This is a genomic window from Streptococcus shenyangsis (assembly GCF_006385785.1).
Taxonomy (GTDB): Bacteria; Bacillota; Bacilli; order Lactobacillales; family Streptococcaceae; genus Streptococcus; species Streptococcus shenyangsis.
In genome coordinates this window covers 267,775-280,262 of sequence record NZ_VFSH01000001.1, presented here as the reverse complement: position 1 = coordinate 280,262, position 12,488 = coordinate 267,775, and the positions used below count along the sequence as shown (strand labels likewise).

13 protein-coding genes are annotated in these 12,488 nt (G+C 36.3%); 11 read left to right on the top strand and 2 right to left on the bottom strand.

Going from position 1 to position 12,488, the window contains the following annotated elements:
* Positions 1 to 151: 151 nt before the first annotated feature.
* Positions 152 to 1,630 carry an IMP dehydrogenase gene (gene guaB, locus FJR77_RS01475; RefSeq protein ID WP_140833925.1) on the top strand — a complete coding sequence of 493 codons (1,479 nt, stop codon included), beginning with the start codon at positions 152 to 154 and terminating at the stop codon, positions 1,628 to 1,630.
* A 49-nt stretch (positions 1,631 to 1,679) separates the two neighbouring features.
* Here guaB and recF read toward each other — a convergent pair whose 3' ends face one another.
* Positions 1,680 to 2,777 (bottom strand): DNA replication/repair protein RecF, encoded by a 1,098-nt coding sequence (gene recF / locus FJR77_RS01470; protein ID WP_140833927.1) that lies wholly within the window; start codon positions 2,775 to 2,777, stop codon positions 1,680 to 1,682.
* A 2-nt stretch (positions 2,778 to 2,779) separates the two neighbouring features.
* Positions 2,780 to 3,148 carry a S4 domain-containing protein YaaA gene (gene yaaA / locus FJR77_RS01465; RefSeq protein ID WP_140833929.1) on the bottom strand — a complete coding sequence of 123 codons (369 nt, stop codon included), beginning with the start codon at positions 3,146 to 3,148 and terminating at the stop codon, positions 2,780 to 2,782.
* Between the two features lie 158 nt (positions 3,149 to 3,306).
* Between yaaA and yfmF the strand changes: the two genes are divergently transcribed.
* From yfmF to pcsB, 10 genes are all read left to right on the top strand, one after another.
* A complete protein-coding gene (yfmF, locus tag FJR77_RS01460) occupies positions 3,307 to 4,557 on the top strand; it encodes an EF-P 5-aminopentanol modification-associated protein YfmF (protein WP_140833931.1) in 1,251 nt (416 codons plus the stop codon).
* Positions 4,554 to 5,837, top strand: a complete 1,284-nt coding sequence (yfmH, locus tag FJR77_RS01455; RefSeq protein WP_140833933.1) for an EF-P 5-aminopentanol modification-associated protein YfmH — start codon at positions 4,554 to 4,556, stop codon at positions 5,835 to 5,837. Before yfmF ends, yfmH begins: the two co-directional genes overlap by 4 nt.
* A gap of 41 nt (positions 5,838 to 5,878) precedes the next feature.
* Positions 5,879 to 6,712 (top strand): cytoskeleton protein RodZ, encoded by an 834-nt coding sequence (gene rodZ, locus FJR77_RS01450; RefSeq protein ID WP_181146613.1) that lies wholly within the window; start codon positions 5,879 to 5,881, stop codon positions 6,710 to 6,712.
* A 10-nt stretch (positions 6,713 to 6,722) separates the two neighbouring features.
* The gene (pgsA, locus tag FJR77_RS01445; RefSeq protein WP_140833937.1) at positions 6,723 to 7,268 is read left to right on the top strand and encodes a CDP-diacylglycerol--glycerol-3-phosphate 3-phosphatidyltransferase; all 546 of its coding nucleotides are present in this window, start codon (positions 6,723 to 6,725) and stop codon (positions 7,266 to 7,268) included.
* Positions 7,265 to 8,092: an energy-coupling factor ABC transporter ATP-binding protein gene (locus FJR77_RS01440; protein ID WP_140833939.1), complete on the top strand. Its 828-nt coding sequence runs from the start codon at positions 7,265 to 7,267 to the stop codon at positions 8,090 to 8,092. Before pgsA ends, FJR77_RS01440 begins: the two co-directional genes overlap by 4 nt.
* Positions 8,077 to 8,916, top strand: coding sequence for an energy-coupling factor transporter ATPase (locus FJR77_RS01435; RefSeq protein ID WP_049535501.1), 840 nt, complete (start codon positions 8,077 to 8,079; stop codon positions 8,914 to 8,916). Before FJR77_RS01440 ends, FJR77_RS01435 begins: the two co-directional genes overlap by 16 nt.
* The gene (locus FJR77_RS01430) at positions 8,909 to 9,703 is read left to right on the top strand and encodes an energy-coupling factor transporter transmembrane component T family protein (protein WP_140833941.1); all 795 of its coding nucleotides are present in this window, start codon (positions 8,909 to 8,911) and stop codon (positions 9,701 to 9,703) included. The genes FJR77_RS01435 and FJR77_RS01430 overlap by 8 nt, the downstream gene beginning before the upstream one ends.
* A gap of 59 nt (positions 9,704 to 9,762) precedes the next feature.
* A complete protein-coding gene (mreC, locus tag FJR77_RS01425; RefSeq protein ID WP_140833943.1) occupies positions 9,763 to 10,581 on the top strand; it encodes a rod shape-determining protein MreC in 819 nt (272 codons plus the stop codon).
* Positions 10,581 to 11,075: a rod shape-determining protein MreD gene (gene mreD, locus FJR77_RS01420; protein WP_049535498.1), complete on the top strand. Its 495-nt coding sequence runs from the start codon at positions 10,581 to 10,583 to the stop codon at positions 11,073 to 11,075. Before mreC ends, mreD begins: the two co-directional genes overlap by 1 nt.
* A gap of 93 nt (positions 11,076 to 11,168) precedes the next feature.
* Entirely contained in the window at positions 11,169 to 12,356 is a 1,188-nt protein-coding gene (pcsB, locus tag FJR77_RS01415) for a peptidoglycan hydrolase PcsB (protein ID WP_000727025.1), read from the top strand.
* The last annotated feature ends 132 nt before the right edge of the window (positions 12,357 to 12,488 follow it).

Sequence of the window (12,488 nt, the reverse complement as noted above, 5' to 3'; positions counted from 1 at the left end):
GTTTATTTTACAAGAAACTATCATTTCTATCTCGAAGAAAAGATAGTTTTTTATTTACCCCTGTAACATTTGACAAATTTTTATAGAATGGTATGATAGATACAATATAAAAAGAGTCAAGCTCAAAAAGAAAGAAAAGAGGAAACTTCGAATGTCTAATTGGGACACTAAATTTTTGAAAAAAGGTTTTACCTTTGATGATGTATTGCTTATTCCAGCTGAAAGTCATGTGTTGCCTAATGATGCAGATTTAACAACTAAACTGGCAGATAATTTGACTTTAAATATCCCAATTATTACCGCTGCTATGGACACAGTAACAGAGAGTCAAATGGCTATTGCTATTGCTCGTGCAGGTGGTCTCGGAGTTATCCATAAAAACATGTCAATTGCTCAACAAGCAGACGAGGTTCGTAAGGTAAAGCGTTCTGAAAATGGAGTTATTATTGATCCGTTCTTCTTGACGCCTGAACATACAATTGCTGAAGCAGATGAGCTTATGGGTCGTTACCGCATCAGTGGTGTTCCAGTTGTTGAAACACTTGAAAATCGTAAATTGGTTGGTATTTTGACAAACCGAGATCTTCGTTTTATTTCAGATTATAACCAACCAATATCAAACCATATGACTAGTGAAAATCTTGTTACTGCTCCTGTGGGTACAGACCTTGCAACAGCTGAGAGTATTCTTCAAGAACACCGTATTGAAAAACTTCCGTTGGTAGATGACGAAGGCCGTCTTTCTGGTTTGATTACTATTAAAGATATTGAAAAAGTTATTGAGTTTCCAAATGCGGCGAAAGATGAGTTTGGTCGTCTTCTAGTTGCAGGTGCAGTAGGTGTTACTTCAGATACATTTGAACGTGCAGAGGCTCTTTTTGAGGCAGGAGCGGATGCGATTGTTATTGATACTGCACATGGTCATTCTGCAGGTGTCTTGCGTAAAATTGCTGAGATTCGTGCTCACTTCCCAGATCGTACTTTGATTGCTGGAAATATTGCTACTGCTGAAGGTGCACGTGCCCTTTACGAAGCAGGTGTAGACGTTGTCAAGGTTGGTATTGGACCAGGTTCTATTTGTACTACTCGTGTGATTGCTGGTGTTGGTGTTCCGCAAGTAACAGCTATCTACGATGCTGCAGCTGTTGCGCGTGAATATGGTAAAACTATCATTGCTGACGGTGGAATCAAGTATTCTGGAGATATTGTAAAAGCACTTGCGGCTGGTGGAAATGCTGTTATGCTTGGATCAATGTTTGCTGGAACTGATGAAGCTCCAGGTGAAACTGAAATCTTCCAAGGACGTAAGTTCAAGACTTACCGTGGTATGGGATCAATCGCTGCTATGAAAAAAGGTTCAAGTGATCGTTACTTCCAAGGTTCTGTCAATGAAGCAAACAAACTCGTTCCAGAAGGAATTGAAGGTCGTGTTGCTTATAAAGGAGCAGCAGCTGATATTGTCTTCCAAATGATTGGTGGTATTCGCTCTGGTATGGGTTACTGTGGTGCAGCTAACCTTCAAGAACTACACGATAATGCTCAATTTATTGAAATGTCTGGTGCTGGTTTGAAAGAAAGCCATCCTCATGATGTACAAATTACTAATGAGGCACCAAATTATTCGATGTAAAAGAAATGAAAAGAACTCCTGTGGCAATAGGAGTTCTTTTACAATATTGTCAATTTTCGTTTACAACAACTTGACCATTTTGAATAGCGAAAATACTTATATTTTCTGGTAGATTTTGAAGATGATCTAAGCTTGTTGTTGTAATAAAGGTTTGGATTGAATGTGAAATCGTTTCCAACAATTTTAGTTGTCTAGTGTTGTCAAGTTCGCTCATAACATCGTCAAGCAGTAATATTGGAGATTCTGTAGTAATACTTTCCATTAATTCGATTTCTGCTAATTTTATCGATAGGACGAGACTACGATGTTGACCTTGGCTTCCGAAACTAGCATCCATTCCATTTATATAGAAAGAAATGTCATCTCGATGAGGCCCAACACCAGTATTCTTTTTAAATAAATCTCTGGATCTACTTTTTTCTAAAGCAATTTTGAAAGATTCGGATAAGTTTTGTTTGTCAATTATATTGACAGAAGATTGATAGGATATTGACAACTCTTCAATCTGATTAGAGAGTTCAAAATGTTTCTTACGCCCAAATGATTCTAGTTTTTTTATGAAATCTAAGCGGTGATTCATTACACGACATCCATAATCAACTAGCTGATCATCCAACACTGAGAGGAAGGTTTCATCTATTTTTTGAGCTGATTTTAGATAAGTGTTTCTTTGTTTTAGGATGTGATTATAATTGGTTAAATCTGATAAATAGATTGGCTTGATTTGTCCAAGTTCCATATCAATGAATTTTCGTCGAACCGAAGGTGCTCCTTTAATTAGTTGTAAATCTTCAGGAGCAAATAAGACAACATTCATGTGTCCTACATAATCTGAAAGTCGTGCCTGTTTTAAATGGTTAACTTTTGTCACACGTCCTTTTTGTGTGAGTTCGATTTCGAGAGGAATGGATCCCGTTTTTTTCTGAACGAGACCTGAAAGATGAAGTTGTTCCTCATCAAAATGAATGAGATTTTTATCTGTTCGAGTTCGATGGCTACGTGTTAAGGCTAAAAAATAGATAGCCTCTAACATATTTGTTTTTCCTTGTGCATTGCGTCCTAAAAAGACATTTAATTTAGGATTAAAGTCTATTTTCGTCTCTTTATAGTTACGAAAAGTTTTGAGAGATAGGTGTTGTAACCACATGATTATCTACCAGGGAATCGCGGAGCTTGTTTGCTTTTGGAGAATGAAGTAGGTTTAGAGTTGTTTTTTTTTACTCCTTTATTCATCTCCTTGACAAGTTTAGCGATTCGTTCTTTTTCAACTTTATCAGCTTGGTATTCATTCTGTTCTTCAGAAGTAGGTTGTGTCAACAAGATGTCAATGTTCATGTCAGGGATGTCAACCTTATCGCCAATACGAAGTTTTTTACCACGACGACTCTCTAATTCCCCATTAAAATAAACAGGATGTTCAGAGAGAAAGGATTTAATAGCTCCTCCGCTATGTGTAATTCCAAGTTCTTTGAGTAGTGCTTGGAGGGTAATAAATTCTTCAAATAATTTGTATTCCATAATTCACCTCAATCTTTGGTATTATACCATATTTTCCTAAAAATAGTTAGAGAAACAGGGAGAAATGTAAGCGATTTTTATTTCAAAAGTGTTACAGAGAACAAGAAAATTTCAGGTTTTCGTGATATAATAGAAGTCTGTATATAAGGAGGTAAATCATGGAGTTAGTGCATGGAATTTCAACACATTTTATCCAATCAAAGAAGTTTAAAACGAACAAAATCACCGTGCGTTTTACCGCTCCATTATCCCTCGATACGATTGCAGGTCGCATGTTGAGTGCGAGTATGCTAGAGATTGCTAATCAGATGTATCCCACTTCTCAAGATTTGAGAAGACACTTGGCCAGTCTATATGGTACAGATATGTCAACCAATTGTTTCAGAAGAGGGCAAAGTCACATTGTAGAATTGACATTTACCTATGTTCGTGATGAGTTTTTAAGTAGGAAAAATGTGCTAACTTCTCAGGTTTTGGAACTTGTAAAAGAAACTCTTTTTTCACCCGTAGTAGTTGATAATGGGTTTGATTCGGCCTTATTTGAAATTGAGAAAAAACAATTGCTAGCAAGTTTAGCAGCTGACATGGATGATTCTTTTTATTTCGCACATAAAGAATTAGACAAATTATTTTTTCATGATGAACGTCTCAGACTGGAATATAGTGATTTACGAAATCGTATTTTAGCTGAAACTCCACAAAATTCTTATTCTTGTTTCCAAGAATTTTTGGCCAATGATCGAATAGATTTTTTTTTCCTAGGTGATTTTAATGAGGTCGAAATTCAAAATGTATTAAAATCATTTGGCTTTAAAGGTCGAGAAGGATATGTGACGGTTCAGTATTGTCAACCTTATTCCAATATTCTTCAGGAAGGTATGGTTCGAAAAAATGTGGGACAATCCATTGTGGAATTAGGTTATCATTGCCCTTCTGAATATGGTGATGAGCAACATTTACCCATGATTGTAATGAATGGTTTACTGGGTGGATTTGCTCACTCTAAACTATTTACAAATGTCCGTGAAAATGCTGGATTGGCTTATACTATTTCAAGTCAGCTTGATTTATTTAGTGGATTCTTGAGGATGTATGCTGGTATCGATCGAGAAAATCGGAACCAGGCTCGAAAAATGATGAATAATCAACTTCTTGATTTAAAAAAAGGTTATTTTACAGAGCTTGAGTTAGAGCAGACCAAGGAAATGATTCGTCGGTCTTTGTTACTTTTTCAAGATAATCAAGGTTCATTGATTGAACGTGCTTATCAAAATGCCTTACTTGGAAAATCTTCAGCAGATTTTAAAAGTTGGATTGCAAATCTCGAGCAAGTTGACAAAGATGCTATTTGTAGAGCAGCTAATAATGTGAAACTACAGGCGATTTACTTTATGGAAGGAATAGAATGACAAAGGTTGTTTTTGAAGAAAAATACTATCCAGCTGTAAAAGAAATGGTTTATCGAACTCGTTTGGCAAATGGATTGACAGTTGCTCTTTTACCTAAAAAGGAATTTAAAGAGGTTTACGGGAGTGTAACTGTACAGTTTGGATCGGTAGATATGCTTGTCACAGAAGTTGACGGAGATGTAAAACAATATCCTGCAGGAATTGCTCATTTTCTTGAACATAAATTATTTGAGAGAGAAGATTCTAGTGATTTGATGTCTGCTTTTACGAGTCTAGGTGCAGATAGTAATGCCTTTACAAGCTTTACAAAAACAAGTTATCTTTTTTCAGCAACGGATCATTTTTTAGAAAATTTAGAGTTACTTGATGAATTGGTAACATCAGCACATTTTACTGAAGATTCCATTTTAAGAGAGCAGGATATTATTCAGCAAGAACGAGAAATGTATCAAGATGATCCAGATTCGTGTTTATTCTTTTCAACCTTAGCGAATTTGTATCCTGGTACACCTTTATCAACAGATATAGTTGGAAGCGAGGAGTCTATTTCCCAAATCAATCTAACTAAATTGCAAGAAAATTTTACAAAGTTTTACAAACCTGTAAACATGTCTCTGTTTTTAGTTGGTAATTTTGATGTGGAGCAAGTACAGGACTATTTTGAAAGAAAAGAATTGAAAGATTTAGATGTTCAGGAAGTAGTAAGAGAAAAATTTGTTTTACAGGCTGTAAAGCAAACAGACAGTATGAGAATGGAAGTATCTTCTCCCAAACTAGCGATTGGGATTAGAGGTAAGCGAAAAGTTGCTGAAGCGGATTGCTATCGACATCATATTTTATTAAAATTATTGTTTGCAATGATGTTTGGTTGGACTTCGGATCGTTTTCAAAAGTTATATGAATCAGGTAAAATAGATGCTTCCTTATCTCTTGAAATTGAAGTAACAAGTCGTTTTCATTTTGTTATGTTGACAATGGATACAAAAGAGCCAGTTGCTTTATCTCATCAGTTTAGGAAGGCTATTCGTAATTTTACAAAGGATTTAGATATTACAGAGGATCATTTAGATATTATCAAAAGAGAGATGTTTGGAGAATTTTTCAGTAGCATGAATTCTCTTGAATTTATTGCAACGCAATATGATGCTTTTGAACATGGTGAGACAATTTTTGATTTACCAAAGATTTTACAGGAAATTACTTTAGAGGATGTCCTTGAAGCAGGGCATCATTTAATAGATGAAGGGGATATAGTTGATTTTACAATATTCCCATCGTAGTAACCTATCATAATAGACACTAGAAAGAAGGGATGACAAGTATGAGGAAAAAAACAATTGGTGAGGTTTTACGATTAGCTAGAATCAATCAGGGATTGAGTTTAGATGAATTGCAGAAAAAGACAGAAATCCAGTTAGATATGTTGGAAGCAATGGAAGCAGACGATTTCGATCAACTTCCAAGTCCTTTTTACACGCGTTCTTTCTTGAAAAAATATGCATGGGCTGTTGAGTTAGATGACCAAATTGTTTTGGATGCTTATGATTCTGGGAGTATGATTACTTATGAGGAAGTAGATGTTGATGAAGATGAGTTGACAGGGCGCAGACGTTCAAGTAAGAAAAATAAGAAAAAAACATCATTTTTACCTTTATTTTATTTTATCCTTTTTGCTTTATCGATTTTAATTTTTGTGACCTATTATGTTTGGAACTATATTCAAACTCAACCAGAGGGGCCTTCTCTTTCTAATTACAGTGTGGTTCAATCAACAAGTTCAACTAGCTCTGTTCCCCAATCTTCAAGTAGTAGTTCATCTAGCAGTTCTTCTAGTGTAGAATCAGCTATAAGTGTATCAGGTGAAGGAAATCATGTAGAAATAGCTTATAAAACAAGTAAGGAAACTGCAAAATTACAATTATCGGTTTCAGATGCTAGAAGTTGGGTCAGTATTTCCGAAAGTGAACTTGAGGGTGGAGTGACCTTATCATCGGATAATAAAAGTGTGGAAACAACCGTTTCAACTAAAAATTCTGTAACCATTACTTTAGGTGTTGTAAAAGGTGTTGCTTTGACAGTAGATAATCAGACTGTTGATTTATCGAAATTAACAGCTTATACTGGGACAATTACGATAACCTTTACTAAGAATTAAGGAAAAACAAATGAAAAAAGAACAAATTCCAAATCTCTTAACAATAGGTCGAATTTTCTTTATTCCCATCTTTATCTTTATTTTAACGATAGGAAATTCGATAGAGAGTCATATAGTGGCAGCTATTATCTTTGCTGTTGCCAGTATTACAGACTATTTAGATGGATATTTAGCTCGTAAATGGAATGTGGTCAGTAATTTTGGTAAATTTGCAGATCCTATGGCGGATAAGTTACTAGTTATGTCGGCTTTTATTATGTTGATTGAGTTAGGTATGGCTCCGGCTTGGATTATTACAGTGATTATCTGTCGTGAGTTGGCTGTTACAGGTTTAAGGCTGTTACTGGTTGAAACTGGTGGAACAGTTTTAGCAGCAGCTATGCCTGGAAAAATTAAAACTTTCAGTCAGATGTTTGCGATTATTTTCTTGCTATTACATTGGACTTTGATTGGCCAAGTTCTACTTTATGTGGCCTTGTTTTTCACTATCTACTCTGGCTATGACTATTTCAAGGGTAGTGCCTATGTATTTAAAGGGACATTTGGTTCGAAATGAAATCAATAATTGATGTAAAAAATCTTTCTTTTCGTTATAAGGAAAGTCAAGAATACTATGATGTGAAGGATATTACGTTTCACGTGAAACGTGGGGAATGGCTTTCGATTGTAGGGCATAATGGTAGTGGTAAATCAACGACGGTTCGATTAATTGATGGCTTATTGGAAGCAGAATCTGGAGAGATTGTAATTGATGGCCAACGTTTGACTGAGGAAAATGTTTGGAATATACGTCGTAAAATCGGTATGGTTTTTCAAAATCCAGACAATCAATTTGTTGGAGCGACTGTTGAAGATGATGTTGCTTTTGGTTTGGAAAATCAGGGACTTTCTCGTCAGGAAATGAAAAAGAGAGTGGAAGAAGCTCTGGATTTGGTTGGCATGTTGGACTTTAAAAAGAGAGAGCCAGCACGTCTGTCAGGTGGTCAAAAGCAACGTGTGGCTATTGCAGGCGTTGTAGCCCTTAGACCAGCTATTTTAATCCTAGATGAAGCAACGAGTATGTTGGATCCTGAGGGGCGTAGAGAACTGATTGAGACAGTAAAAGGAATTCGAAAAGACTATGATATGACGGTCATTTCCATTACCCATGATTTGGAAGAAGTCGCCATGAGTGATCGTGTATTGGTCATGAAAAAAGGGGAAATTGAGTCAACCAGCAGTCCAAGAGAACTTTTCTCTCGAAATGATTTAGATCAAATTGGATTAGACGATCCTTTTGCCAATCAATTAAAACATTCTTTGAGCCAGAATGGCTATGATTTACCTGAAAATTATTTGACAGAAAGTGAACTAGAGGATAAGCTATGGGAATTGCTCTAGAAAATGTGAGTTTTACATATCAAGAAGGGACTCCCTTAGCTTCAGCAGCTTTGTTGGATGTTTCTTTGACGATTGAAGATGGTTCTTATACAGCTTTAATTGGGCACACAGGTAGCGGTAAATCAACTATTTTACAACTCTTAAATGGTTTATTGGTGCCAAGTCAAGGTAGTGTACGGGTTTTTGATACTTTAATCACCTCGACTTCTAAAAATAAAGACATTCGTCAAATTAGAAAACAGGTTGGTTTGGTATTTCAGTTTGCTGAAAATCAGATCTTTGAAGAAACGGTTTTGAAGGACGTTGCTTTTGGACCGCAAAATTTTGGAGTTTCTGAAGAAGATGCGAAGAAGATTGCGCGTGAGAAACTGGCTCTGGTTGGAATTGATGAATCACTTTTTAATCGTAGCCCGTTTGAGCTGTCAGGTGGGCAAATGAGACGTGTGGCCATTGCAGGCATACTTGCCATGGAGCCAGCTATATTAGTCTTAGATGAACCCACAGCAGGCCTGGATCCTCTGGGGAGAAAAGAGTTGATGAATTTATTCAAAAAACTCCACCAGTCAGGGATGACTATCGTCTTGGTGACGCATTTGATGGATGATGTTGCTGAATATGCGAATCAAGTCTATGTGATGGAAAAGGGACGTTTAGTGAAGGGTGGGAAACCGAGTGATGTCTTTCAAGATGTTGTCTTTATGGAAGAAGTGCAGTTGGGAGTACCTAAAATTACAGCCTTTTGTAAACGATTGGCGGACAGAGGTGTGTCATTTAAACGATTACCGATTAAGATAGAGGAATTCAAGGAGTCGCTAAATGGATAGTATGATTTTGGGACGTTATATCCCAGGGGATTCAATTGTTCACCGATTGGATCCACGCAGCAAATTACTTGCTATGATGCTACTGATTTTGATTGTGTTTTGGGCTAATAATCCCTTAACGAATCTGATTCTTTTTATAGCGACAGGGGTCTTTATTGCCTTGTCAGGAGTATCTCTCTCATTTTTTATTCAGGGTTTGAAGTCTATGTTTTTCTTGATCGCCTTCACAACTATCTTTCAACTATTTTTCATTTCTAATGGGAATGTTTTATTTGAGTTTTCGTTTGTGAGAATCACGGATTATGCTTTGCAACAAGCTGGAATTATTTTTTGTCGCTTTGTATTGATTATTTTCTTTTCAACTTTGTTAACCTTAACAACAATGCCCTTAAGTCTGGCCTCAGCTGTTGAAGCTTTGTTAGCGCCTTTAAAGCGTGTGAAAGTTCCAGTTCATGAAATTGGATTGATGCTGTCCATGAGTCTACGTTTTGTGCCAACATTGATGGATGATACGACGCGTATTATGAATGCACAGAAAGCGCGTGGAGTGGATTTTGGAGAAGGAAGTATTGTTCAAAAAGTAAAGGCGATGATTCCTATTTTGATTCCTCTTTTTGCGACAAGTTTAAAACGTGCAGATTCCTTGGCTATCGCCATGGAAGCGCGTGGTTATCAGGGGGGAAAAGGCAGAAGTCAATACAGACAATTGAAATGGACCCGAAAGGATACGCTAGCAATTCTTGTTATTCTCGTACTTGGTTGTTGCTTATTTTTCTTAAAATCTTAGTAGCATTTAAAGAATTGATTAAAAGTTACTGTAACAGTTTTTGATATAAAGGTAGGGATATGAACCGTTTTAAAAAATCAAAATATGTCATTATTGTTTTTGTCACTGTTCTGCTTGTGTCAGCTCTCTTAGCGACGACTTATTCAAGTACAATTGTGACAAAATTAGGAGATGGAATCTCATTGGTTGATAGGGTTGTGCAAAAACCTTTTCGGTGGTTTGATTCTGTTAAATCAGATTTGTCTCATTTGACACGAACATATAATGAAAATGAAAGTTTGAAGAAACAGATTTACCAATTAGAAGTTAAATCAAATGAGGCGGAAAGTTTAAAGACGGAAAATGAACAACTGCGCAAATTGCTTGATATGAAGTCCAAGTTGCAAGCTACAAAGACTTTGGTAGCAGATGTTATTATGCGATCTCCAGTATCTTGGCAGCAGGAATTGACCTTAGATGCAGGTAAATCAAAAGGTGCTTCTGAGAACATGTTAGCTATTGCAAATGGTGGCTTGATTGGGAGTGTTTCAAAAGTAGAGGACAACTCTACTAGAGTCAACCTTCTGACAAATACGGAAAATGCTGATAAGATTTCTGTTAAAATTCAACACGGCACTACCACAATTTATGGAATTATTGTTGGCTATGACAAGGAAAATGAAGTTCTTAAAATTAGTCAATTAAATAGTAATAGCGATATTAGTACAGGCGATAAAGTGACAACGGGTGGATTAGGAAACTTTAATGTTGCGGATATTCCTGTTGGTGAAGTAGTTACCACAACGCATAGTACAGACTATTTGACACGAGAAGTAACTGTTAAATTGAGTGCAGATACTCATAATGTGGATGTGATAGAATTAGTGGGGAATTCATAATGAGACAGTTGAAGCGGGTTGGAGTATTTGTATTGCTTCCTTTCTTTGTTCTAATTGACGCCCATGTTAGCCAGCTTCTGGGCTCATTTTTTCCCCATGTACATTTGGCTAGTCATTTTCTTTTTCTATTTCTCTTATTTGAGACGATAGAAGTATCAGAGTATTTCTACCTAGTTTATTGTTTTGTGATAGGCTTGGTTTACGATGTTTACTTTTTCCATCTAATAGGGATTGCAACTCTCTTATTTATCTTATTAGGAGCCTTTCTTCATAAATTGAATAGTGTTATTTTGTTGAATCGCTGGACAAGAATCTTAGCTATGATTGTTATGAGTTTTCTATTTGATATGGGAGCTTATCTTTTTGCATTAGTGGTAGGTTTAACTGTAGATAGTCTGCCGATTTTTATCGTTTATAGCCTAGTACCATCCATGATTTTAAATCTTGTGTGGATGCTTATTTTTCAGTTTATTTTTGAAAAATATTATCTATGAGAAAGAAACAAAAATGTAACAAAGGCGTAATATTCATTAGGCCTTTTTTTGGTATACTAGTATTGTCTTTAAAAGAAGGAGTATCTACGTAATATGAAGAAAAAAATCTTAGCGTCACTTTTATTAAGTACAGTAATGGTTTCTCAAGTAGCTGTTTTAACAACTGCGCATGCAGAAACTACTGATGACAAAATTGCTGCTCAAGATAATAAAATTAGTACCTTAACAGCACAACAACAAGAAGCCCAAAAACAAGTTGACCAAATTCAGGAGCAAGTATCAGCTATTCAAGCTGAGCAATCTAACTTGCAAGCTGAAAATGATAGATTACAAGCAGAATCCAAAAAACTTGAGAGTGAGATTACAGAACTTTCTAAAAATATTGTATCTCGTAATGATTCTTTGGAAAAACAAGCTCGTAGTGCTCAAACAAATGGAGCTGCAACTAGCTACATCAATACGATTGTAAACTCAAAATCAATTACAGAAGCTATTTCACGTGTAGCAGCAATGAATGAAATCGTATCTGCTAACAACAAAATGTTGGAACAACAAAAAGCAGATAAAAAATCAATTTCTGAGAAGCAAGTGGCAAACAATGACGCAATTAATACAGTAATTGCAAATCAACAGAAATTGTCTGATGATGCACAAGCTCTAACAACGAAACAAGCTGAGTTGAAGGCTGCAGAATTAAATCTTGCTGCTGAAAAAGCTACAGCAGAAGATGAAAAAGCGAGTTTGCTAGAGAAAAAAGCAGAAGCAGAAGCGGCAGCAAAAGCAGCAGCAGAGGCAGAAGCAGCTTATAAGGCAAAACAAGTAAGTCAACAACAAACAGTTGTTGCTTCTGGAAATACGACTTTTGCAGCACAGGTTCAAGCTGTAGCTTCTTCGGAATCAACAACATATACTCCTGTGGCAGTCAAACAACGCCCAACATACAGTACAAATGCTTCAACTTATCCAATTGGAGAATGTACGTGGGGAGTTAAAACATTAGCACCTTGGGCTGGAGACTATTGGGGTAATGGAGCACAGTGGGCTACAAGTGCAGCTGCTGCAGGATTCCGTACAGGTTCAACACCTCAAGTTGGTGCAATTGCATGTTGGAATGATGGTGGATATGGACATGTAGCGGTAGTCACTGCTGTAGAATCAACAACACGTATCCAAGTGTCAGAATCAAATTATGCTGGTAATCGCACGCTTGGAAATCATCGTGGGTGGTTCAATCCGACAACTACGTCATCAGGTTTTGTAACATATATTTATGCAGATTAATTAGAAAAGGAGACTTAATAGAGTCTCTTTTTTAGTGTCGATAGTCTCTATAAAAAATTCTTAAAAAACTTGAAAATATTGAAAAAGTATGGTAAAATGAAAATTGTCGTGTGAACGATAATACTCATTCTT

What these genes read in the sequence shown, in the direction of transcription:
- guaB (WP_140833925.1), top strand. Translation starts at nt 152, where the DNA reads ATGTCTAATTGGGACACTAAATTTTTGAAAAAAGGTTTTACCTTTGAT.
- recF (WP_140833927.1), bottom strand. Translation starts at nt 2,777, where the DNA reads ATGTGGTTACAACACCTATCTCTCAAAACTTTTCGTAACTATAAAGAG.
- yaaA (WP_140833929.1), bottom strand. Translation starts at nt 3,148, where the DNA reads ATGGAATACAAATTATTTGAAGAATTTATTACCCTCCAAGCACTACTC.
- yfmF (WP_140833931.1), top strand. Translation starts at nt 3,307, where the DNA reads ATGGAGTTAGTGCATGGAATTTCAACACATTTTATCCAATCAAAGAAG.
- yfmH (WP_140833933.1), top strand. Translation starts at nt 4,554, where the DNA reads ATGACAAAGGTTGTTTTTGAAGAAAAATACTATCCAGCTGTAAAAGAA.
- rodZ (WP_181146613.1), top strand. Translation starts at nt 5,879, where the DNA reads ATGAGGAAAAAAACAATTGGTGAGGTTTTACGATTAGCTAGAATCAAT.
- pgsA (WP_140833937.1), top strand. Translation starts at nt 6,723, where the DNA reads ATGAAAAAAGAACAAATTCCAAATCTCTTAACAATAGGTCGAATTTTC.
- FJR77_RS01440 (WP_140833939.1), top strand. Translation starts at nt 7,265, where the DNA reads ATGAAATCAATAATTGATGTAAAAAATCTTTCTTTTCGTTATAAGGAA.
- FJR77_RS01435 (WP_049535501.1), top strand. Translation starts at nt 8,077, where the DNA reads ATGGGAATTGCTCTAGAAAATGTGAGTTTTACATATCAAGAAGGGACT.
- FJR77_RS01430 (WP_140833941.1), top strand. Translation starts at nt 8,909, where the DNA reads ATGGATAGTATGATTTTGGGACGTTATATCCCAGGGGATTCAATTGTT.
- mreC (WP_140833943.1), top strand. Translation starts at nt 9,763, where the DNA reads ATGAACCGTTTTAAAAAATCAAAATATGTCATTATTGTTTTTGTCACT.
- mreD (WP_049535498.1), top strand. Translation starts at nt 10,581, where the DNA reads ATGAGACAGTTGAAGCGGGTTGGAGTATTTGTATTGCTTCCTTTCTTT.
- pcsB (WP_000727025.1), top strand. Translation starts at nt 11,169, where the DNA reads ATGAAGAAAAAAATCTTAGCGTCACTTTTATTAAGTACAGTAATGGTT.